We start from the raw sequence: 21,816 nt of genomic DNA on the forward strand, positions 1-21,816 counted from the left end.
TTCAGGGCAGCATGAATGCGACCGCCGCCTCAGCATGGATGCGCGTGGTGTCGAACACCGGAATGTCGAAATCGCGCTCGCCAATCAACATGGTGATCTCGGTGCAGCCCATGATGACGCCATCGATCTTCTCATCGCGCCGCAGACGGGCGACCTCGTCGATATAGGCCGCCTTCGATGCCGCGTTGACGATGCCCCGGCAAAGCTCGTCGTAGATTACCTGGTGCACCATGTCGCGCCCGGCCTGGTCCGGCACCACGGGCTGCAGCCCGTATTTCTCCGTCAGCCGGCCCTTGTAGAAATCCTGCTCCATGGTGAAGCGGGTCGCCAGCAGCGCCGGCCGCTTGACGCCGGCGCCCTTGACCGCGACGGCCGTGGCGTCGGCAATGTGGATAAGCGGGATCGACACCGCCGCCTGCACCCGGTCGGCGAGCTTGTGCATGGTGTTGGTGCAGATCAAAAGCCCCTCTGCGCCGCCCGCCTCCAGCTTGCGCGCGGCATCCGCCAGCAGCACGCCCGCACTGTCCCAGTCGCCATGATGCTGCCGGTCGGCGATTTCGGCGAAGTCGAAGGAATAGAGCAACAGCTTTGCCGAATGCAGCCCGCTCAGCCGCTCGCGCACGATCTCGTTGAGCAGGCGATAATAGATCGCCGTCGATTCCCAGCTCATGCCGCCGATGAGGCCAAGGGTTTTCATGCGCTGAGCCTCCAGCAGGACCGAACGATCTCTCTCACAGAAAAGCTTTACGGGTCGATGTCAACCTTAACGCGCGCCGTACCACGCTCTTCGGCCCGCCTCCACAAACATCACCGGGCGCCCGATTCGGTCATCCTCGCATTGGCGCCGAGATGATGCAGGCTTTGTATCGTGTGCCTTGAACTCCAGGCAACCGGCGGATCGGGCAGATCGAGATCGAACTGTGCCCGCCCGAGCAGCGAATTGACGATCTTGGCGCTGCGCCAAGCCATCAGGCTGAGCTGCGGCTCGGCTATGCCATGGCTGAGCCGGCCGGCATTGAGCGCGTAGATCCGGCGGTCGTCGGGCCCGTCCCATTCGACCTCGAAGCTGGCGTTGAGCCTGTAATGACCGCGCTCGTCCAGCGCGATCCTGTTCATGAGCGGTGCCATGCAATCAGGAATGGCAAAGGCATAGCCGGTGGCCAGAACCACCGCATCCACGGTGCGCGTCTCGATGGCGCCGTCGAAGCCGTTGCGCATGATCAGCCGGTATTCGCTGCCTTCCCGCGTCACGTTCAGCACTTCGCGGTGCGGCGTCATGTTGACCGCCGTCGTTTCCTCCGAGAGGTGCCGCAGCGTGTAAAGCTGGCGATAGATCGCCTTCAGCGTGCTCGTCGATGCGCCGTCACCGGCAAGCAGCTGCTGTTCCAGGATCGTCTCGCGCCGCCCTTGCGGCAGCCGATGGAAGTTTTCGACATAGCCCGGCGTGAAGAGTTCGTCGGTGAAAGGCGAGTCGTCCAGTGGCAGGAAATTCGGCCGCATCGAGATCCACTCGATTTCGCGGCCGGCGAAGCCGTCGGAGGAGATCAGATGCAGAAGCACTTCGGCGCCGCTCTGGCCACCGCCGATCACGGCGACACGCTGTCCGCTCAGGCGATCGAGGCGGTTGGCGGCCTGGGCGTTGTGGAAGCATTGATCGGAGGCCGCCGCCCGCGCCCAGGCGGGGATGTTAGGCACCAGCCCGACGGCAATGGCGAGATTGCGCGCGTTCACCTGCTCGCGGCCGATACGCAGCCTGAAATTCGTTCCGTCGAAGTCGATCCGGTCGACGGCGCTGGCGAAGCGCAGCGAAGACAAGTTCTCGCCGACCCATCCGAGATAGCGGGCGAATTCCGGCCGCGGGATGGCTGAGAAATCCGCGTTGAGGAATTCATAGAACCGCTTCTGCGCGACCAGATAGGACATGAACGACCATGGGCTGGTCGGATGCGTCGCGGTGACGAGATCCTTGAGGAAGGATGTCTGCAGTTCGACGCCCGGCAGCATCATGCCCGGATGCCATTCGAGCCGCGTCGCCCGATCGAAGAAGCGCGCTTCGACGCCGTCCACCGCATCGAGATGGGCGGCGAGGCTGAGATTGAACGGCCCGATGCCGATGCCTGCGAGGTCAAGCGTATGGGTCATGGCGAACTCCTTATGGAGCTGGCTGGGCTGATGGGAGATCGCCGGGCTGACTCGGGGTTAAGCGGATTGTCGAGCGGTGTGCCAAGGTCGGGCAGAGGGCGTTCGCCGCTGTCGCCGTAGCCGATGGCGAAGCGCACCTTGTTGATGGCGATGCGTGGGATCTTCGGAGCAAACAGATCGAAGAGCGCGAACCGTTCCGACAGATCCGGGTTCTGCGCCTGGTAGCGCCGGATGGCGGCGGCCAGGATGGCGTAGAAAGTCCTCTCGTCGAAGCGGTCATAGGCGGCCAGCGCCTCGGATAGGAAGCGCAGAACGCTGACGATGTGTCCCGTTTGCAGATGCTGGAGAAGATGTGCCGGCGGCCGGCGCTTCAGCGTCGACAGGATTTTGGGGTCGAGGCCGGCCAGTTCGGGAAACGGCTGGTCGACGAGATCGAGGTCGCCCTGGAAATCCTTGACCGCCACGCCGAGAGGCGTCGCTCCGTCGAGGATGATGGTGACGTTCTGGCCATGGGCGATGAAGCCGACGCCGTAACGGCACATGAAGTGGTAGAGCGGCACGAAGGCCGTGGAGAACAGGCGATCGAGCCATGCCTCCGGACCAAGGCCGGACTGCTCCATCAGGGCGCTGGCGATCGGCCTGCCATGCGCGTCGCGCTGCGGCAGGGCGCCCATCATCATCGGCCGCTGGCCCGCTGTCAGATCCTTTTCGGGGCTTTCGCGCCATATGGCGCCCAGCATCTCGCAAAACTGATAGGGCGCGCCTTCAACGCCGGTATAGTGCGGATGCGGATAGAAGGCGCCGGCGACTTCCTGCAAGACCTTGACGTCCTTGAGCACCGGGTCCGCGGCCGCCACCGTGGCCAGCCAGCGCGACAGATCGGCGCCGATCGCCATGTATTTGCCCGGCACGCCGCGCCACGCTGAGGTGTTGAGGACGGTCAGCGGCAGCTTGACGTGCAGCGCCTCGGGCCGTGCCACATTGGCAAGCGTGCGCAGCGACTGCAAGGGCAGGAACGGATCGCCGAACTGGCCAAGCGGCACCAGCCGGCCGGCGGCGATCTCGCTACCATATTGCGAGGCGATCATCGCCTGCCACTGCCAGGGGTGGACCGGCAGCAGCCTATGCGTCGATCGCGAGATCCCGGCGGCGCTGAAAGCCGCTTCGAGCCTTGCGCGCTCGTAGTCGCCGAGTGCGGCCTGCAGCAGCGCCTCTTCGTCGAGCCCGCAGTCAAGCGCCAGCAGGCAGCGATCGCTGGCGGCGGCAAGCCAGAAGAGCTGGAATGCGGTGGCCGATTCTGGCGCGTAGCGCTCGAAGTCGTCCCGTCCCCAGCCAAGCCGTCCCTTGTTGGCAGGGGCCTTCGGATGGCCGTCGAGCAATGCCTGCAACTCGGTATCCGGCAGCGCGGCTAGATCGGCGGCCGGTCGATTGCCGCGTGCCTTGGCGATCCGCATGTCGGCCATCAGCGTGTTGTAAAGCTCCTTCGCATAGGTGCAGAATGTTGCCGGCGACATGCCGAGCGTCTCGCGCGCGTCGGCGAAGAAGGCGACCGCATCGTCGACCGGCAGCTCGATGCCGGCGTCGCGAGTCAGCGTCTCCGGACGGATGGCGATCTGGCCCCACAGGCGCCGCGTCGCGGCAAAGCGATAGGTCACGCCGGGGCCGGGCGTCAGCTCCCATCGGCCGGGCGAAAGCTCGCGCGGCGACAGGCACTCCTCGAAGGTCAGTTCGGAAATGGCCTTGGCGACGGCGTCGCGGTTGATCGCGGCCCAGCGTGTCGCCTCCCCCGCTTTGGCAATCGGTTGCTGCACCGTCACAGCGGCACCTCGCGGAAGAAGCGCTCGCGTTCGCAGCAGACCAGCGCCGCGCGCTTGTGCGGGAAGTCGAACTCCTTGACTTTGTCGTAGGCGGCGCCGGCGCAATAGCTCAGCATCTTCTGGTGCGCGGCGCGTGGCTCGCCGACGACGCGCTGCGTGCGCGGCTCGTCGAGGAACAGATAGTGGGTGACGGAGCGGAACAGTGACAGCGTCTTCGGCCGGCCGAGATGGCGCATATTGCCGATCAGCCCATGCCAGCCGCGGTCCCAGTCGTGCGGCTCATAATAGGGCCCGAGCCGGTCCTCCTTGGCCCAGTAGAACTCGAAATAGCCGGTCGGCTCGCCGTCGAAGCTGGCGATGACGCCGAAAATATGCGGATCGCTTTCCTGCTCGGCGAGATATTTGTCGAGATCCTCATGGCTCTGGGCAAGTTCCCAGAAGAAGGCGACGCGGCCATCGTTCATCCAGCGATGGAAGAGGTCGAGATCGGTCCGGCGGTCGATCGGCCGCAGCGACACGGTGAGGCCGATTTCCGGAATCCAGCGTTCGTACATCGGGCCGCAGGGGCGCGGTTGGCGCAATGGCGGCAGCCGGTCTTCCGGGCCGATAGCGGTCGTCAATGCCGGATAGGTGACATGCGAGGCCTGGCTGCGCCACAGCAGCGGCAGCTGGCGCAGGACCGAGCGATGAATGACGGCGCGCTCCGGTTCGCCTGCGGCCGTCTCGGTGGCCAGCGCCGAAACCGGCCACAGCGTCTTGGCCGCCGGCAGGAAGGCGCGGTCGAAGGTAGGATGCAGGCACAGTGCCGCGTCGACGAGGCCCGCCAGGACCTGCGGCTGATCGAGACGGCCTCCCGTGAACGCGACGTCATCGATGAGCAGGCGGCCATCCGCGATGGAGATGCGGGCCTGTCCCACCGCTGTTCCCTCAGCGTTGACCAGGCTGACATGGCCATCGCCGGCACAAATGGCGAGCGGCTCCGCGGCCGAGGCCAGATGCTGCCATCCTTCGTTGCCGGCGACGGTGGCGGGTGACCAGTTTTTCGCAGCCTCGATGTTCATGCGTATTCTCTCACATACAGGGGGTTGGGAAGCTCGACGTAACCGGCCAGCGGATCGGTCACCTCGGTGTTCTCATTGATGTCGCGCAGCGCGATCAGGAAATTGCCCTTGGCAGCCAGCGTCGGCGCGTTGAGCAAATAGTCGACGCAGGACCGGTCAGCCATCGGCGTGGCGGCCAGCCGCTCGAGCGAGCGGCGGAATATCGCCAGCAGATCGTCTTCGTTGGTGAGGCCAGCGGCGGCAAGGGCTGCGACGGCGGCGAAAGCGCCATTGACGACCAGATAGTAGCCGAACAGCTTCGCGGCCGCTTCCGCTGGGAAGACATGATCGCCCGCCTGACCGGCCTCGGGCAGGAATTCGCGCAGCCTGGGCAGGAATTCCTCGACATAACCGGTGCCCTGGCAGTCGCGAAAATAGAGCGCATTCGGCCAGCCGCCGGCGAGGCCGACGACGAGGTTCTGCTGATGGGCGCCGAACAGCAGGCCGAATTCCGAGAAGGCAACGATAAACGGCTCGATGGCAGCATGAAGGAAACGCTCGAACCACAAACGCGCCGTTTCCTCGACAGGTCGCTTCTCGTCGCGGGCGATACGGTGGACCAGGTCGGACAGATGGCTTTCGGTACGGCCGGGATGGCGCTCGCAAAGCGCGCCGAGAACGGCAGCCGACGGATTGCCCGTGCCGCGAAACGGATTTTCGCGAAACGAGACGATGGTATCCGTCATCAGCCGGCCGTCTTCGTCACGCAGGCCGAACCAGGCGGGCTCACCCAGCACCGTCATGGTCGGGCAGCGCCGCTGCAAGGCATAGCCGAGCTTGCCCTTGACCAGCCGGTGCACCGAAAGGCCGCGCCGGCACTCATGCTCCTCGACGATGCGCCTGGAATTGGTCAGGCGCAGGCTGAGCGAGAATTTCAGCATCCACTCGGCTTCAGCTGAATGAACCGTGCGCAGCGAGGTCGTGGCCCGCCACGCTGGTCCGCCGAGCCCAACATCGACGATACGGCCGGCGCGAAACAGGCGCTCGACGGGGTCTTCCAGCACGAGCCGTACGGCCTGCCACGGATGCATCGGAACGAGAACCTTGCCCTGTTGCTTGCCAGCCCGAGCAAGCAGCTGCGGATCGCTGGCGGCAAGCCCGCGGACCATCTCGGTGACATCTAGCGGCTCGACGCTGCCTCCAGTGAGGATGGTCGGGTCGACGGCCCACCAGCGCAGTTTGAACGCATTGCAGTATTCATGCCCGAAGCGCGCGGAATCCGTGTGCGTGAACTCTTCGCGACTCATCGGCGCCGGATGCACGGCATGGCCGAAGCGCAGGGCGCTTTCGGCATCGATGAAATCAGGATCGCCTTCGGAGAAGGGCCGCGACGATCCACGCGCCGCAGTCGCGTCAGCGATTGCGGCGATGCTGGCCAGGCTGCGGCGCAGGAAGGTCAGTCGGCTTTTCGCTGTCGCCCGGCCGGCAATGTCGGGATCCGCCAGGATCAGCGCCAAAAGGCTGAAAAGGTCGATCTCGGTCGCTTCGCCATCGGCCCCCTCGTTACTATCGAGGCGCCAGAGCGGCATCGCTAAATCGTGGTAACCGACCTTCGAGCGATGCCGCGCTTCGACGAGCACCGCCGCGCGCGAGGCAGGGAAATTCAGACGCAGCACGGCTGCCTGCGGCCGAAACAGCGCGGTTTGCCTGGCGTCGACGAATTCCCAGCCATTCCATTCCCGCAGCAACGCGTTGAGTAACGGGCTTAATGCAGAGGAAGATTCTGGTCCTACTTGTTCCATGTGCATCTCGATAAATCCTAATAATACTGCAGATTACATCTATAAGTCGTCGTCTTTAAACATTTATGTTGATTAACTATTATAAACAAGAAATAAGCTTAGTCTTATGACGACCGGTATGAAAAATCGATCTTCGCTTCTGCGCCGCCTGGCGATCGCGGTCTCGGCAATCGGCTTCGGCCAGTCGGCCTTCGTATCGCTCGTTCCCCTGGTGATGGAGCGGCTGAGGCTCGACACGTTTGCCATCGGCGCGGCAACTGCTGTCGGCGCGGCGGCCTTTCTGGTCGGCTCGCCGCTGTGGGGTCGCATGGGCGAGCGGCTTGGCCATGCCAGGCTGCTGCGCTTGCTCGGCCTCGCCATGCTGGCCGGCCAGGCGGTGTTCGCCATTCTGCTGATAGCCGGCACGGGAGCCGCGCTGGGCATCGCTTTGCTGATGCTTTCGCGAACCGTGTACGGTTTTGCCGCGTCCGGCGTCATGCCGACGGCGCAGGTCTGGGCCAGCCGCTCGGTTGCCGATGACAGGCGACAGGCCGCGCTGGGACTGCTTGGCGCCGGCGTCAGCATGGGGCGGCTGGCCGGCGCGCTGGCGGCAACGGCTGCCGTCCTGTCGCCGCTGCTGCCGCCCATCCTGTTCCTGTTCAGCCCGCTGTTGCTGTGGCTCGCGCGGGGCAAAGGGGAAGCCGGCGGACGGACCGACGGCAGGGCGGCCGACGTTGGCCGTGGAATATCGCCCTTCGATCGCCGCGCTCTGCCTTGCCTGGCGATGGGCTTGTGCCTGACGCTCGGCTTCGGACAGGTGCAGATGATGCTCGGCCCGATGGCCCAGCAGCGTTTTGGCCTTGGTGCGACGCAGGCCACGACGGTGACCGGCCTGGCCCTGATGCTGGTCGCCATCGTCATGGTTCTGGTCCAGGGACTGCTCATGGCGCGCCTGCGGCTGGCGGAGCGCAACAGCGTCGTCGTCGGCTGTCTCATGGTTTGCGTCGGCATGACGGCGCTGGCCGTCACGGCCAGCCATGTTGCCTCGGCAGCGTCTCTGGTGGTGGCGGCGGCCGGCATTGCCCTGGCGACACCCGGCTACACCGCCTGGCTGATGAAGCGCCTGGAGCCCGGCGAGCAGGGCGCGGCGGCCGGCTGGCTCACCAGCACCCATGTGCTCGGCCAGAGCATCGGCGCATTGGCCGGCGGCTTTGCCTTCACGCTCTGGCCCTTTGCGCCGCTGGCCGACTGCGCGGCGCTGGCGCTGGCCGCTGCCTGTCTCGCTGCCATGGTTCGCAAGCACTAGCCAAACCGCGCTCATTCGGCGAGCTCCGGCAATGGCGGCATCGGAGTACCCGGTTGGGCTTTTGCGGTATCGGCGAAATGGGCATTCAACATGCGATAGGTCGCCACCACGGCGATGCCCGACAGCACGGTCGCCAGGGTGAACAGCGCGGAGTAGCCGAGCATGTCGGCGAGGCGCCCGGCAAGCATGGAGCCGACGAGGTAGACGATAAGCTGGGCGCAGGACAGGATGGTGAAGTCGGTGCCCGGCTGGTCCGACGACGTCACGGCCATGAACAGGCTATAGAGCGCCACGATCTCCATGTAGCGCACCAGCGTCTGCAGGAACGAGGCGCCGAAGATCGGCCAGAAGCCGGCGATAGCGCCGAAAGCATGCAGTGCAAAGATCAGGAAGCAGATGGTGCGCAGCGCGCCGAGCAGGCCGAGCACCGAGGCGGCGCCCCTTTTGTGCAGCAGCCATGCCGCCAGCGCCGAGCCGCCGAGCCCGACGGTGAGCGCGGCGCCGCCCGAGAGATAACCGATGATGTCGAGCGGCACGCCGGCATCGACGAGATAGGAGCCTTCCATCGACTTCACCAGCCCCTCGCTGGCGCGGTAGATGAGCGCGATCCACAGGATCTGGCGTGCCTCGGGCCGGCGCAGGAAACGCAGGATCGAGGGGCGGTCGATGGCCGCCTGCAGCGCGCTGGCGACGGGATCGGTCTCGCGCATGGCGAAGGCAGCAAACAGCGGGATGACGGACAGCGCGGCCACCATGGCCACCATGGTTTGCCAGCCGGCATGATGATAAACCAACAGGCCGAGCGTGCCGCCGAGAACGACGCCGAGCGCGACGGCGCCGCCCTGGATCGCATTGCCGATCGGCCTGTCCTTCGGGTCGAGATATTTGGCCGCGTAGCCGTCGGTGGCGATGTCCTGGGTCGACATCAACAGGCTCACGACAAGGCCGACGGCAAAGATACCGGCGACATCGGTCGGCTCGATCCAAAGCATGGCCGCGATGCCGGCGATGACGCCGATCTGGGTGATGATGACCCAGCCGGCGCGATGGGCGCGGGCCACTGGCCGAAAGTGATCGACCAGCGGCGCCCACAGGAATTTCAGCACCAGCGGCAGCATCAGCAGCGCCATCATGCCGATGGCGGTGCGCGACACGCCTTGCTCGCGCAGGATCGGCGGGATCGTCGCGGCAAACAGATAGCTCGGGATGGCCTGCGCCAGATAAAGGCAGGCGAGAACGACGAAAAGCCGCAGGCGCGAAAGCCCGGCGGGCGCCGGCCGGTCTGTGTCGCCGCTCATTTGACATAGTCCTTCGGTGCGTAACCGTTCAGGAAGGCGCCGGCCTCCGCCCGGCTGCGGGTGACGAGCACTGGAAAGCCGAACAGGCTTTGCCAGACGCGCTGCATGTTCTCGTCGGCGGCGGTGCGCACCAGTGCGCAGGCGCGACAGATCTTTTCGAGCTGCTCGCGTTCCGCCTTGTACCAGAGGTTTTGCGCCTTGCGCTGGGCGTCGCTCAGCGCGATCTCGATGCCGATATCGACCAGCAGCACGAACGGCTCTAGTTCCTGCGAAAGGCGGCCGAGCGCCTCGATATAGCGCGCGCCATCCGCCGGATCGGCGGGCGCTTCTGCCAGCAGCGAGACCAATGCACCGTTTCGTTGGAGAGACACCGCCATCGCCGCCCTCAGAATGTGATCTGGTAGGACAGAGCGACCGAACGCCCCAGCCCCGGAACGTCGGCGCCGCGCGTCGCCGATGCGGAAGGGTTGATGTAGTAGGTGTCGAACACATTGCGCACGGCAAGGTTCAGCACGCTTTCATTGGCGAACGTCTTCGATACGGCGAGATTGACCAGCGCAGCGCCGTCCAGGTCCTGGGTGGCGATGCGGTCGCGCCCGGAAAACAGCTCCAACTCGCTGCGCAGGGTCAGCTCGTTCTCGAAACGGGTGGTGAGATAGACCAGGCCCTTGTAGGTCGAGGGGATACGGTTGTTCGGCAGATACTCGTTAGCTTCGATGTGGCCGTCGTGATCCGCATCGTATTTGCCTTCGACATAGCCGACCGATCCGCCCAGCGTAAACATGCCGCTGAGATCTGCCTCGAGATTGGCTTCCACGCCCCAGATGCGTTCCTTCTGCTGCGATACCCGGTTGTTGACGATGTCGTAGCTGACGCCGTTGTCCGAGGTCGACAGATAGGCGCTGACGCCGCCGCGATAGTCGCCCCAGTCGCCGCGCAGACCGGCTTCCCAGGTGTTCACCAGCTGGGGTTCAGGCGCGATATCGGCATAGCTGATCGCGTAATCCGGCGCGTTGGTGCACGGCAGCAGCGGCCGGATGGCGGTGCCATAGGCGTCGCAGGTTTCGGCGTTGGAGTTCAACCCGGCCCGGCGGGTGAAGCCGCCAATGTCGGTCAGGCTGTAGCCTTGCGAGAAATTGCCGAAAAGCTGCATCCTTTCGGTCAGATCGTAGACGGCGCCGGCGTTGAAGGTGACGGCGTCGTAGTCGAACGAGCCGCCGGTCACCTGGATCGCCGGCAGGCCGATAATGTTCCGGCCTAGCAGAACGGCAGCGGCAGGCCGGGTGAAGTCTTCAACGTTGAGATAAAACTGGTCGTAGCGCGCGCCGCCGCTGATGCGAAAGCGATCCGTCACCGGAATTTCGCCCTGCGCAAACAAGGCGACCGAGTTCTGGGTCGTGGGCGAGATGGCGTCCTGGCCGTTGGTCAGCTGCTGATCGGTGGCATCGAAGACGTGGTCGGCGCCCCAGGTCAGCGTGCTGCCCTGAGTGATAAAGTCCATCGGAGTGTTGACGGTCAGGTTGACGCCGCTGCGCCGCGATTGCAGCGCCGTCTGGTTGAAGTCGGCGGTCGGGTCCGTACCCGGCGGCAGGATCACCGGCCGCGTCGGGTTCGTCGGTAAATACACCTGGCTGTTGACGGCCGAGAATTTGGTAAAGGGCGACTGCTTGAAGATGTCGTTGTAGAACGCCTTGACCTCGAGGTTTCCGAGCGCGAAGTCGCTGTCGGTGTATTTGGCGGTCAGATATTTCGAATCTTCCTTCAGCGGCTTGCCTTCATAGGGATCGCCGAAATCCGGGGAGACGGGATTGGTCGTGTAATCGGTGAACCAGTCCGGCTTCTGGTTGGCATAGGTCCAGTCGACGCTGGCCTCGAAGCGCCTGGAATCGAACTGGTAGCCGGCCACGCCGAACAGATTGCCCGTGCCGGTGCGGTCGCCGCCGCCTTGGCCAAGCATGGCGTCCGAAGCCACCTCGTTGCCGTGGCCGTCATAGGTGCGACGCGACAGATCGCCGGACGCCGAGAAGAAATAGTCGAAATCGCCTTTCTTGCCCTCGACCGAGACGCTGGTGCTGGGCCCGGCCGATTTGCCGGGATTCTCGGTGAAGGCGGTGACGCCGGTGCGCACTGTCACCTTCGGCTTGTCGCTATCGCCGCGCTTGGTGATGAAGTTGATCGTGCCGCCGGTGGCCCCGGCGCCATAAAGGCTGGACGCGCCATTGATGACTTCGATGCGCTCGACCGAATTCAGGTCGATCATCGACAGGATGCGTGAGACGTCCCGCAGCGGTGTGTTGCGCGGCACACCGTCGACCATGATGAGAACGCTGCGCCCGCGGAAGGTTTCCGAAGCGCCGGAAATGGTCTGGTTGCGTGGCGCGTAGCCGGGGACGATGCGGCTGATCAGGGTCGCGGCGTCGATATTTTCCTGCGTTGCTTCCTCGACCTGTTCCTGTTCCACGACCTGGACAGACTGGGCGACGCTGGAAATCGACCTTTCATTGCGGCCGGTGACCAGGATCTGGTCGAGCACGGTGGCTCCCTGCTGGTCTGTCGGAGCGGTTTCCTGGGCAAATGCCGCGCCTGCCATAATCGACGAACCCAAACCCGATGACCAAAGAAGCGTACTGAAAAATCTGCGCATGCTGTCCCCATCCATGCCCTGGTCCCCAGCGCCAGAGCGGAAAGGCCCAGTTATAATTCATGATAAAACGAGTCAACATTTATTTTGTGGCTTTTCAAATCAGGATTAGTCAGCGAACGGATGAGAGCCGGGTACATGAACGGCGCGCATTTTAGCCGGCACTAAGATGCTGAGTTTTCTTGACAAACGGCTTACGGGCGGCCGGCGGCGGCGTCAGCCTTTGTGCTTACAAGAAGCTCTGCGGATCGATGTCGACCTGCACGCGGACCGAGCCGCGCTGCTTCGGCCCTTCGGCCAGCATGGTGCGGATGAAGCCTTGGATGTCGGCGCGCTTTTCACCCTGGATCAGCAAACGGAAACGATGGCGCCCACCGAGCAGCGACAGCGGCGCCTCGGCCGGACCGAGCACGAACAGGTCGCTGGCCTGGGGTGCTGCACGGCGCAGGCCGCGCGCGTGGCCTTCGGCCTCGGCCCGCGTCACCGCACTGACGATGACGCCGGCAAGCCTGCCGAAGGGCGGCAGGGCTGCCCGTTCGCGCTCAGTGATCTCGCGTTCGTAAAAGGCCTCGGCATCGCCCGAGACGATCGCCCGCATCACCGGATGGTCCGGCTGGAAAGTCTGCAGCAGGCCGAGGCTCTTCTTGCCGGTGCGGCCGGCGCGGCCGGTCACCTGGCTGAGCAATTGGAAGGTGCGCTCAGCGGCGCGGGGATCGCCATTGGCGAGGCCGAGATCGGCATCGACGACACCGACCAGCGTCATGTTGGGAAAGTTATGGCCCTTGGCGACCAGCTGCGTGCCGATGACGATGTCGGCCTCGCCATTGGCAATGGCCTCGAGCTCCAGCCGCAGCCGGCGCACTCCACCCATCAAATCGGATGACAGGACGATCGTGCGCGCGTCGGGGAAATGCGCCACGACTTCTTCAGCTATCCGCTCGACGCCAGGCCCGCAGGCGACCAGATGGTCGAGCGTGCCGCATTCCGGGCAAGCCTCCGGCCGCTTCTCATTGTGCCCGCAATGATGGCAGACGAGTTGGCCGCGAAAGCGGTGCTCGACCAGCCAGGCCGAACAAACCGGGCAGCCGAAGCGGTGGCCGCAGACACGGCACAGCGTCAGCGGCGCATAGCCGCGCCGGTTGAGGAACAGCAGCGACTGCTCCTTCTTCTCCAGCGTACGTTGCATCTGGTCGATCAGCAGCGGCGACAGAAAGCCGCCGCGGGCCGGCGGCGCGCGCCGCATGTCGATCGTCTTGAGATCGGGAAGCGCGGCTTCGGCAAAGCGCGCCGACAGCACCGCCCTGCTGTAGCGGCCCTGCTGCGCATTGACCCGGCTTTCGACCGATGGCGTCGCCGACGCCAGCACCACCGGGAAGCCGCTGATATGGCCGCGCACCACCGCCATGTCGCGCGCATTGTAGAAGACGCGATCCTCCTGCTTGTAGGCGGGGTCGTGCTCCTCGTCGACGACGATCAGCCCGAGCTCGCGGAACGGCAGGAACAGCGCCGAACGCGCCCCGGCAACGACGCGCACGCCGCCTTCCGCCACCTGCCGCCAGACCTTTTCGCGCATTCGGGGCGGCAGGTCGGAATGCCATTCCGCCGGCTTGGCGCCGAAACGCTGCTGGAAGCGTTCGAGGAAGGTATGCGTCAGCGCGATCTCCGGCAGCAGGATCAACACCTGCCTGCCCTGGTCGAGGGCTGCCGCCACCGCCTCGAAATAAACTTCCGTCTTGCCTGAACCGGTGACGCCGTCGAGCAGCGTGACGTTGAAAGCAGCGGCCGCGACATTGGCGCGCAGCATGGCGGCCGCGTCTGCCTGGTCCGGCATCAGCTCCGGCATGGCGTAGGAGGGATCGGGCGCGGCGACCACCGGTCGAGGCGGGATCATCACCGTTTCGAACACGCCTTGCGCCTTGAGCCCCTCGACCACCGTCGACGACACGCCCGCCGCGTGCGCCAGGCCGGATCGCGTCCAGGCAAGCCCCCCTTCCGCCGTCTCCAGCACGCGCGTCCTGGCATCCGTCATCCGGTCGGGCATGACGAGGGTCCGCTGCAGGCCCTCGATCCATGGTTCGGGATCGAACGCCTCCGGCGCGCGCAACAGCATGCGCGCCACCATGCCGGGCGGCGACAGCGTGTACTGCGCCAGCCAGTCGACAAAGCGGCGCATGCCGCGGTCGATCGGCGGGCAGTCGAAGACCTGTTCGATCGGGCGCAGCTTTTTGGCGTCGATATTCTCGACCGCACCATCCCAGACGATGCCGGCAACCTGGCGCGGACCGAGCGGCACGCGCACGATCGAGCCCGGCACCACGCGCACGCCGGCAGGCACAGCGTAGGTGTAGGGGCGTTCGGCCGGCATCGGCACCAGCACCGGCGCGGCTGCGACAAAGGGCGAATCTTCGATCATCGGGCGTGACCTTGCCCCGACTTTGGTCTAGATCAAAGGGCAACCTCGAATGTGCATGGCATGCACATGGAAATCTTTCAGGAGACCCCCATGAAATTTTTTGTCGACACCGCTGACATCAAGGACATCAAGGAACTGAACGACCTGGGGCTGCTCGACGGCGTGACCACCAATCCCTCGCTGATCCTGAAATCCGGCGGCAAGATCGCCGAGGTCACCAAGCAGATCTGCGACATCGTCAGGGGCCCGGTTTCGGCCGAGGTTGTTGCGGTCGAATACAAGGACATGATGGCCGAGGCCAACATCCTGGCCAAGATCGCCGACAATGTCTGCATCAAGGTGCCGCTGACGCTCGACGGCCTGCGCGCCTGCAAGACGATCCGCACCGAGATGAACCGCATGGTCAATGTAACGCTGTGCTTCTCGGCCAACCAGGCGCTGCTGGCGGCCAAGGCCGGCGCCTCGTTCATCTCGCCCTTCGTCGGCCGCGTCGACGATACCGGCGCGGACGGCATGGAACTGATCCAGGAGATCCGGCAGATCTACGACAATTACGATTTCGACACCGAGATCCTCGTCGCTTCGGTTCGCACCGTGAACCACGTCAAGCAGGCAGCCCTGATCGGCGCCGATGTCGTTACCGCGCCGGCCGCGACGCTGAAGGCGCTGGTCAAGCACCCGTTGACCGACAAGGGCCTGGATCAGTTCGCTGCCGACTGGGCCAAGACCGGCCAGAAGATCGGCTGAGATCGGTTCGATACAAACGAAAAAAGGCCGGGAAACCGGCCTTTTTGTTGCGGACTGCTAAAAGTCTAGTTGGCAGCGCCAGGGAATGCTCAGGCCTTCTTGCCGTGCCTGACCAAGTCCTGGGCGACCGACAGGCTCACCATTTCAGCCAGTTCACGCGCGGCGCGGTTCTCGGCGTCGAGCTGTGCCCGGTAGGAGGCGAACTCCTGCGTCGGCTTGTCGAAGGATGATGGGATCGACCGTTTGCCGGTTGCGATCACCACGCCGGTCCTGGCATCGGTCAGCACATAGTTTGCGGTCAGCGTCACCGTGCCTGCCGTCGGCTCGTCTTCGTCGGTCTGGATCTGCACCACCGCGGCCGATTCGACCAGTTCGGTGACGCCGAGATCGAGCATGTAGACCGGTGCCGTCGTTTCGCCGGCACCCTGGCCGAAGGCGAAGATCAGATTGTTGCGGACCTGCTGGGCATAGCGGGTCTTGACCGGCTTGACCGCGATCGAGGCAAGCTCCGCCGACGCGCTGACAGTCGAGCCTGCCGTCAGCGGCGCGCTCGAATAGAGCGGCCTGACCGTGCAGGCCGAAACCAGCGTCATCGAGGCCACCAGCCCGCAGAGCGCGGTGCGGCGCAGCACATGCGTCGTCTTTCCGAAGTCAAGCCCCGTCTTTTTGAAATCAGGCAACGACATTGACGATCCTCTGCGGCACGATGATCACCTTGCGGGGCGCCTTACCTTCCAGCGCTTTCTGCACGAAGTCGAGAGCCAGAACCGCTTTTTCGACCGCACCTTGGTCCGCGTCGCGGGCAATTGTCAAATCGCCGCGCTTCTTGCCGTTGACCTGAACCGGCAGCACGATCTCGTTGTCGACCACCAGCGCCGGGTCGTAGACCGGCCATGGCCGTTCGGCGACCAGATCGGTGCCGCCGAGCGTGTGCCAGCACTCTTCGGCCAGATGCGGCATGACCGGCGCGACCACATGCACAAGGATCTCCACCGCCTCGCGGCAGGCGCCTTTCAGCGCCGCATCGGCCTTGCCCTCGGCAACGTCGTTGAGCGGCGTGTTCAAGGCATTGGCAAGTTCGTAGATGCGGGCGATGGCCCGGTTGAAGCCGAGCTTCTCGATATCCTCGCCGATCGCTTTCAGGATCTTGTGCGCGGCCTTGGAAACGGCACCGGCCTCGCCATCCTGCGCCGCCTGTGGCTTGACGCCATCGAGCGTCTCGGCGGCGATCGACACCAGGCGCCAGACACGCTGGATGAAACGGTGCGCGCCGGCGGCGCCATCGTCGGTCCATTCCACGTCGCGTTCGGGCGGCGAATCCGACAGCATGAACCAGCGCGCGGTGTCGGCGCCGTAGCCGTCGGTGATGTCTTCCGGGCTCACCGTGTTCTTCTTCGACTTCGACATCTTTTCGAGCGAGCCGATCGCCGCCTCTTCGCCGGTGGCGATCTCGATGGCGCGGCGCTTGCCGCCGACATCCTCGATCTTGACCTCAGCCGGTGACAGCCAGCGGCCATTGTTCGACGCACCGCCGACGCGGTAGGTCTCATGCACCACCATGCCTTGCGTGAACAGGCCCTTGAATGGCTCGGCCAGGTCGAGATGCCCGGTCGCGCGCATGGCGCGGGTGAAGAAGCGCGAATAGAGCAGATGGAGGATCGCGTGCTCGATGCCGCCAATATACTGGTCGACGGCCAGCCAGTCATCGGCAGCCTTGGGCTCCGTCGGCTCATTGGCCCAGGGCGCGGTGAAGCGCGCGAAATACCAGGACGAATCGACGAACGTGTCCATCGTGTCGGTCTCGCGGCGCGCATCCTTGCCGCATTGCGGGCACTTCACATGCCGCCAGGTCGGGTGGCGGTCGAGCGGATTGCCGGGACGGTCGAACTCGATGTCGTCGGGCAGCTTGACGGGCAGGTCGGCCTTCGGCACCGGCACGACGCCGCAATCCTCGCAATGGATCATCGGGATCGGGCAGCCCCAGTAGCGCTGACGCGAAATGCCCCAGTCGCGCAAGCGGAAGTTCACCTTGCGCTCCGCCATTGGCCGGCCGCCGATGGTCTTCTGCTCCAGGAGCTTTGCCACCTCGTCGAACGCCTGCTCCGGCTTCAGGCCGTCGAGGAAACGCGAATTGATCATCACGCCGTCATCGACATAGGCCTCTTCCGTGACCTGGAAGGTCTTGGCGTCGGCATCTTCCGGCATCACCACCGGGATCACCGGCAGGCCGTATCTGTTGGCGAAATCGAGGTCGCGCTGGTCGCCCGACGGGCAGCCGAATATGGCGCCGGTGCCGTATTCCATCAGCACGAAATTGGCGACATAGACCGGCAGCGTCCACGAGTCGTCGAACGGATGAACGACGCGGATGCCGGTGTCGAAGCCCTTTTTCTCCGCCGTCTCAAGCGCGGCCACCGAGGTGCCCATATGTCTGATTTCGTCAATGAACTTGGCCAGTTCGACATTGGTCTCGGCGGCCTTCCTGGCCAGCGGATGGTCGGCGGCGACAGCCATGAAGGAGGCGCCGAAAATGGTGTCGGGCCTGGTCGTGTAGACTTCCAGCTCGTGCGTGTCCCCAACCGGAGCAGCCAGCGGCCAGCGGACCAGCAGCCCTTCCGAGCGGCCGATCCAGTTCTGCTGCATCAGCTTGACCTTTTCCGGCCATTCGCCGAGGCCGTCCAGCGAGTCCAGCAGGTCCTGCGCAAAATCGGTGATCTTGAAGAACCACTGCGTCAGCTCACGCTGTTCGACCAGCGCGCCCGAGCGCCAGCCGCGCCCGTCGATGACCTGCTCGTTGGCGAGCACCGTCATGTCCTCCGGGTCCCAATTGACCTTGGAGGATTTGCGCGTCACCAGCCCTTTCTCGACGAAATCGAGAAACAGCATCTGCTGGCGGTGGTAATAGTCGACGTCGCAGGTGGCGAACTCACGCGTCCAGTCCAGCGACAGGCCCATCATCTTGAGCTGTTCGCGCATGGCGGCGATGTTGGCGTAGGTCCATTCCTTGGGATGGACCTTGTTCTGCATCGCCGCATTTTCGGCCGGCATGCCGAAAGCGTCCCAGCCCATAGGGTGCAGCACGTTGAAACCCTTGGCCCGCTTGTAGCGCGCCACCACGTCGCCCATCGTGTAGTTGCGGGTGTGGCCGATATGGATCTTCCCCGAGGGATAGGGGAACATCTCCAGCACGTAGTATTTCGGCTTCGGGTCGTCGTTCTGCGCTTCGAACAGCTTCTTTTCGGCCCAGGCCTTCTGCCATTTGGGCTCTGACGCGCGCGGATTGTATCGTTCGGTTGCCATCGGATGATTTTCACTTAAAAGCAGGCGCAGACCGCCGGACAAGGCCCGGTGGCCAAGGTAAATGTCGTGGCGGTGTTCACCATGGATTGCCGGACCCGTCAACTGCGGTGAGCCGGCGAGGGCTAGAAAGACAGGCAGGATATAGGCATGGCGAGCGCCGTCGAACAGTTTTTCGCCGTCAGGACGAGGATCGCTGCCGCCGAGCGCGAGGCCGGCCGCGACGCCGGCTCCGTGACGCTGGTTGCTGTGTCGAAGACTTTTGAGGCCGACGCCATCCGCCCGGTCATCGAGGCCGGCCAGCGCGTCTTTGGCGAAAACCGGGTGCAGGAGGCGCAAGGCAAATGGCCGGCGCTGAAAACTGAATTCCCCGACATCGAGCTGCATCTGATCGGCCCGCTGCAGTCGAACAAGGCGAAGGAAGCCGTCGCGCTCGCCGACGTCATCGAGACCGTCGACCGCGAGAAGATCGCCGCCGAACTCGCCAAGGAGATCGCTAGGCAAGGCCGTGCACCAAAACTCTATGTCCAGGTCAATACCGGCTCGGAGCCGCAAAAGGCCGGCATCGAGCCGCGCGACGCCGTTGCCTTCGTTGCCCGCTGCCGCGATGTCCACGGCCTCGCCATCGAAGGCCTGATGTGCATCCCGCCGGCGGACGAGAATCCCGGCCCGCATTTCGCCCTGCTGGAAAAGCTCGGCAAGGAGGCCGGCGTCGCCAAACTGTCGATGGGCATGTCCGGCGACTACGAGACCGCGATCGCCTTCGGCGCCACCAGCGTCCGGGTCGGCTCGGCGATTTTTGGGAGCCGGTAGTCGTCGGCTTCGCGAGACACCTGTCGATCCCCGATTTTTCGAGCTAATGTATCGAGCACATCCGGCCGAGTTAGCGAGGACTATTCTTCTTGGACTGGCACCTCAGGGACGCACGAAACAATCTTTCGAAGCTTGTGCGACAGGCGCGCGAAGAAGGGCCGCAAACCATCACCTTGCGCGGAAAGCCAGCTGCCGTCGTGTTGTCTCCTGATGACTATGACCAACTGATCGGCGCAAAGCCTTCGCTTGCGGAATATCTCCTCTCCGGTCCCGCATGGGACGACGATTTCGTCGAGGAGGTCAACCGCCGCTCAGAGACGATGATCCGACCCGTGGAATTCTGATAGATTTTCGACACAAACATCGCCTCGCGCATCTCGCCACGGTTGACGAGTTCTATGGGGCCAGATGCATCCGGTCGATTACGCCACCACTGGAAACGAAACGTACCGTTCCTATTTGCTTTGCGTAATCACCAAATCTTCTGGAGCTGCCACCATGCGCTACAATCAACTCGGAAATACGGGGATGTTCGTCTCCGAACTCTGCCTCGGCACAATGACCTTCGGCGCCGCCGGCGAGAATGCCCAATGGGGTCTGATCGCCAGCCTCGACCAGAAGGGCGTCAACGACATCGTTGGCCGTTCGATCGCCGCCGGCGTCAATTTCTTCGACACCGCCGACGTCTACTCCTTCGGCCAGTCCGAGCGCCTGCTCGGCCAGTCGCTCAGGGATCTCGGCGTCAAGCGCTCGGACGTCGTCATTGCCACCAAGGTGCATGGCGCCATGGGCCAGGGCCCGAACGAGCGCGGCTCTTCGCGAGGCCACATCATGGATTCGGTCGAGGGCAGCCTGGAGCGGCTGCAGCTCGACCATATCGACCTCTATCAGTTGCACGGCACCGATACGGTGACGCCGATCGACGAGACGCTACGGGCACTTGATGACCTGGTTGCCAGCGGCAAGGTTCGCTATGTCGGCGTCTCCAACTGGCAGGCATGGCGCATCGCCAAGGCTCTGGGCATTGCCGAGCGCAAGGGGTTCTCCCGCTTCGAGACCATCCAGTCCTATTACTCGATCGCCGGCCGCGATCTCGAGCGTGAGATCGTGCCGCTCATCAACGAGGAGAAGCTCGGCTTGATGGTGTGGTCGCCGATGGCCGGCGGCCTGCTGTCGGGCAAATACGGTCCCGGCGCGCCCGGCAATGGCGAGGGCCGCCGCGCCGCCTTCAACTTCCCGCCGGTCGATGAGGACCGCGCCTGGGCAGCCGTCGCCGTCATGCGCGACATCGCCAAAAAGCACGATGTCAGCGTCGCTACGGTCGCGCTCGGTTATGTCCTGGCCAAACCTTTCGTCATGAGCGTCATCATCGGCGCCAGCCGCATGGAGCAGCTCGAGCAGAACCTAGCCGCGGCCGAGGTGAAGCTCGACGCCGACGATCTCGCCAAACTGGATGAGGTCAGCGCGCTGCCGGCCGAATATCCCGGCTGGATGCTGGAGCGTCAGGGCGCCGGTCGCCGCCCGGCGCCGTTCACCCCGAAGAAATAGTCATCGCTGTCGCCTGATGCTTGGGGGGTCATCTGGCTCCCCAACGTCTTTTCAGCTCATCCGCACGCTCTCGACCAGAAAGTCGAGAAACGCCCGCACCCGTGCGGGCAAATGCCGGCCCTGGCCGACATAGACGGCGTGGGTAGGCTCCTCGTCGCCCGGATTGAAATCCTCCAGCAGCGCCGTCAGCCGCCCCGCCGCGATGTCATCGGCCACATGCCAGTGTGCCAGCCGGGCGATGCCGGCGCCGCCGACCGCCATCAACCGCATCGACTCGCCATCGCCGACCAGCGTGTTTCCGGTGATCGGCACCATGACGGCGTTCCCGGTTGCATCGACAAACGACCAGCCATCGACATGCCGGACAAAGCCGAAAGCCATGCGATTGTGCCGGTCGAGATCTGCTGGAACCAGCGGCGTGCCATGCGTCTTGAGATAGGACGGTGCGGCAACGACTGTCATCCGGCTTTGCCCGAGCTTGCGCGCCACCAGCCGCGACTCGCCGAGCGGCCCGGCGCGGATGGCGACGTCGGCACGCTCAGCCATCAAATCGATGACGCTGTCGGTCAGCACCAGATCGACCGAAATCCCGGGGTAGCGTTCGAGGAAATCAGGCAGCAGCGGGATCAGCCGATGCACCCCGAAGGGCACATAGGAGTTGACGCGCAGCCGTCCGCGCGGCGCGGCACCCACGGCCGCCTCGCGCTCGGCCGCCGCCATATCGGCCAGGATGCGCACCCCGCTGTCATAGAACGCCGTCCCTTCCGGCGTCAGCTGCAGCTTGCGCGTCGAGCGCGTGACCAGCCGCGCGCCGAGCCTTGCCTCCAGTCGCGCGATCAGTTCCTCACCGCCGACGGTGTCATACGCAGCGAACGAGCCGCAGCCGAGAAACTGCCCGCCTCGACGACGCGGACGAACACTTCGATCTCGCCGGAACGGTTGATATCGGGTCTGGCCATTTGTGAATCTATTT

At 64.5% G+C, this 21,816-nt stretch carries 16 protein-coding genes and 1 pseudogene; 5 read left to right on the forward strand and 12 right to left on the reverse strand.

Annotation, left to right across the window (positions count from 1 at the left end):
• Window position 1: 1 nt before the first annotated feature.
• From NKH54_RS28540 to NKH54_RS28560, 5 genes are all read right to left on the reverse strand, one after another.
• On the reverse strand, window positions 2-697 hold the full coding sequence (locus NKH54_RS28540) for an aspartate/glutamate racemase family protein (RefSeq protein ID WP_023684097.1): 696 nt from the start codon (window positions 695-697) through the stop codon (window positions 2-4).
• A 110-nt stretch (window positions 698-807) separates the two neighbouring features.
• Window positions 808-2,142: a lysine N(6)-hydroxylase/L-ornithine N(5)-oxygenase family protein gene (locus NKH54_RS28545; protein WP_023668667.1), complete on the reverse strand. Its 1,335-nt coding sequence runs from the start codon at window positions 2,140-2,142 to the stop codon at window positions 808-810.
• Entirely contained in the window at window positions 2,139-3,959 is a 1,821-nt protein-coding gene (locus tag NKH54_RS28550; RefSeq protein WP_353029449.1) for an IucA/IucC family protein, read from the reverse strand. The genes NKH54_RS28545 and NKH54_RS28550 overlap by 4 nt, the downstream gene beginning before the upstream one ends.
• Entirely contained in the window at window positions 3,956-5,020 is a 1,065-nt protein-coding gene (locus tag NKH54_RS28555) for a GNAT family N-acetyltransferase (protein WP_023726132.1), read from the reverse strand. The genes NKH54_RS28550 and NKH54_RS28555 overlap by 4 nt, the downstream gene beginning before the upstream one ends.
• Complete coding sequence (locus NKH54_RS28560; protein ID WP_353029450.1) at window positions 5,017-6,801, reverse strand: IucA/IucC family protein; 1,785 nt, start codon at window positions 6,799-6,801, stop codon at window positions 5,017-5,019. The genes NKH54_RS28555 and NKH54_RS28560 overlap by 4 nt, the downstream gene beginning before the upstream one ends.
• A gap of 118 nt (window positions 6,802-6,919) precedes the next feature.
• Between NKH54_RS28560 and NKH54_RS28565 the strand changes: the two genes are divergently transcribed.
• Window positions 6,920-8,086 (forward strand): MFS transporter, encoded by a 1,167-nt coding sequence (locus NKH54_RS28565; RefSeq protein WP_352514888.1) that lies wholly within the window; start codon window positions 6,920-6,922, stop codon window positions 8,084-8,086.
• An 11-nt stretch (window positions 8,087-8,097) separates the two neighbouring features.
• Here NKH54_RS28565 and NKH54_RS28570 read toward each other — a convergent pair whose 3' ends face one another.
• From NKH54_RS28570 to NKH54_RS28585, 4 genes are all read right to left on the reverse strand, one after another.
• Window positions 8,098-9,384 carry an MFS transporter gene (locus tag NKH54_RS28570; protein ID WP_352514889.1) on the reverse strand — a complete coding sequence of 429 codons (1,287 nt, stop codon included), beginning with the start codon at window positions 9,382-9,384 and terminating at the stop codon, window positions 8,098-8,100.
• Window positions 9,381-9,761 (reverse strand): hypothetical protein, encoded by a 381-nt coding sequence (locus tag NKH54_RS28575; RefSeq protein ID WP_155923622.1) that lies wholly within the window; start codon window positions 9,759-9,761, stop codon window positions 9,381-9,383. The genes NKH54_RS28570 and NKH54_RS28575 overlap by 4 nt, the downstream gene beginning before the upstream one ends.
• An 8-nt stretch (window positions 9,762-9,769) precedes the next feature.
• Window positions 9,770-11,974 carry a TonB-dependent receptor gene (locus tag NKH54_RS28580; RefSeq protein ID WP_353029451.1) on the reverse strand — a complete coding sequence of 735 codons (2,205 nt, stop codon included), beginning with the start codon at window positions 11,972-11,974 and terminating at the stop codon, window positions 9,770-9,772.
• 280 nt (window positions 11,975-12,254) lie between these two features.
• Window positions 12,255-14,438 (reverse strand): primosomal protein N', encoded by a 2,184-nt coding sequence (locus NKH54_RS28585; protein WP_023704948.1) that lies wholly within the window; start codon window positions 14,436-14,438, stop codon window positions 12,255-12,257.
• 90 nt (window positions 14,439-14,528) lie between these two features.
• Between NKH54_RS28585 and fsa the strand changes: the two genes are divergently transcribed.
• Window positions 14,529-15,185: a fructose-6-phosphate aldolase gene (gene fsa, locus NKH54_RS28590; RefSeq protein ID WP_023698236.1), complete on the forward strand. Its 657-nt coding sequence runs from the start codon at window positions 14,529-14,531 to the stop codon at window positions 15,183-15,185.
• A gap of 89 nt (window positions 15,186-15,274) precedes the next feature.
• Here fsa and NKH54_RS28595 read toward each other — a convergent pair whose 3' ends face one another.
• The gene (locus tag NKH54_RS28595; protein ID WP_023698237.1) at window positions 15,275-15,871 is read right to left on the reverse strand and encodes an LPS assembly lipoprotein LptE; all 597 of its coding nucleotides are present in this window, start codon (window positions 15,869-15,871) and stop codon (window positions 15,275-15,277) included.
• Window positions 15,858-18,485, reverse strand: coding sequence for a leucine--tRNA ligase (gene leuS / locus NKH54_RS28600; RefSeq protein ID WP_023700211.1), 2,628 nt, complete (start codon window positions 18,483-18,485; stop codon window positions 15,858-15,860). The genes NKH54_RS28595 and leuS overlap by 14 nt, the downstream gene beginning before the upstream one ends.
• A gap of 147 nt (window positions 18,486-18,632) precedes the next feature.
• Here leuS and NKH54_RS28605 point away from each other — a divergent pair, with 147 nt between their 5' ends.
• The 3 genes from NKH54_RS28605 (at window position 18,633) to NKH54_RS28615 (ending at window position 20,843) form a co-directional block, all read left to right on the forward strand.
• A complete protein-coding gene (locus NKH54_RS28605) occupies window positions 18,633-19,295 on the forward strand; it encodes a YggS family pyridoxal phosphate-dependent enzyme (RefSeq protein ID WP_023700210.1) in 663 nt (220 codons plus the stop codon).
• 89 nt (window positions 19,296-19,384) lie between these two features.
• A complete protein-coding gene (locus NKH54_RS28610) occupies window positions 19,385-19,639 on the forward strand; it encodes a type II toxin-antitoxin system Phd/YefM family antitoxin (protein ID WP_023700209.1) in 255 nt (84 codons plus the stop codon).
• A gap of 154 nt (window positions 19,640-19,793) precedes the next feature.
• The gene (locus NKH54_RS28615; protein WP_023700208.1) at window positions 19,794-20,843 is read left to right on the forward strand and encodes an aldo/keto reductase; all 1,050 of its coding nucleotides are present in this window, start codon (window positions 19,794-19,796) and stop codon (window positions 20,841-20,843) included.
• A gap of 51 nt (window positions 20,844-20,894) precedes the next feature.
• Here the strand turns inward: NKH54_RS28615 and NKH54_RS28620 are convergent.
• Window positions 20,895-21,802: pseudogene (locus NKH54_RS28620) on the reverse strand (LysR family transcriptional regulator).
• Window positions 21,803-21,816: the final 14 nt, after the last annotated feature.

The sequence above is a fragment of the Mesorhizobium sp. M1004 genome (assembly GCF_040318795.1).
Taxonomy (GTDB): domain Bacteria; phylum Pseudomonadota; class Alphaproteobacteria; order Rhizobiales; family Rhizobiaceae; genus Mesorhizobium.

Bases quoted from the DNA above. Each gene is read 5' to 3' on its own strand.
- NKH54_RS28540 (WP_023684097.1), bottom strand. From the start codon at position 697: ATGAAAACCCTTGGCCTCATCGGCGGCATGAGCTGGGAATCGACGGCG.
- NKH54_RS28545 (WP_023668667.1), bottom strand. From the start codon at position 2,142: ATGACCCATACGCTTGACCTCGCAGGCATCGGCATCGGGCCGTTCAAT.
- NKH54_RS28555 (WP_023726132.1), bottom strand. From the start codon at position 5,020: ATGAACATCGAGGCTGCGAAAAACTGGTCACCCGCCACCGTCGCCGGC.
- NKH54_RS28560 (WP_353029450.1), bottom strand. From the start codon at position 6,801: ATGGAACAAGTAGGACCAGAATCTTCCTCTGCATTAAGCCCGTTACTC.
- NKH54_RS28565 (WP_352514888.1), top strand. From the start codon at position 6,920: ATGAAAAATCGATCTTCGCTTCTGCGCCGCCTGGCGATCGCGGTCTCG.
- NKH54_RS28570 (WP_352514889.1), bottom strand. From the start codon at position 9,384: ATGAGCGGCGACACAGACCGGCCGGCGCCCGCCGGGCTTTCGCGCCTG.
- NKH54_RS28575 (WP_155923622.1), bottom strand. From the start codon at position 9,761: ATGGCGGTGTCTCTCCAACGAAACGGTGCATTGGTCTCGCTGCTGGCA.
- NKH54_RS28580 (WP_353029451.1), bottom strand. From the start codon at position 11,974: ATGGCAGGCGCGGCATTTGCCCAGGAAACCGCTCCGACAGACCAGCAG.
- NKH54_RS28585 (WP_023704948.1), bottom strand. From the start codon at position 14,438: ATGATCGAAGATTCGCCCTTTGTCGCAGCCGCGCCGGTGCTGGTGCCG.
- fsa (WP_023698236.1), top strand. From the start codon at position 14,529: ATGAAATTTTTTGTCGACACCGCTGACATCAAGGACATCAAGGAACTG.
- NKH54_RS28595 (WP_023698237.1), bottom strand. From the start codon at position 15,871: ATGTCGTTGCCTGATTTCAAAAAGACGGGGCTTGACTTCGGAAAGACG.
- leuS (WP_023700211.1), bottom strand. From the start codon at position 18,485: ATGGCAACCGAACGATACAATCCGCGCGCGTCAGAGCCCAAATGGCAG.
- NKH54_RS28605 (WP_023700210.1), top strand. From the start codon at position 18,633: ATGGCGAGCGCCGTCGAACAGTTTTTCGCCGTCAGGACGAGGATCGCT.
- NKH54_RS28615 (WP_023700208.1), top strand. From the start codon at position 19,794: ATGCGCTACAATCAACTCGGAAATACGGGGATGTTCGTCTCCGAACTC.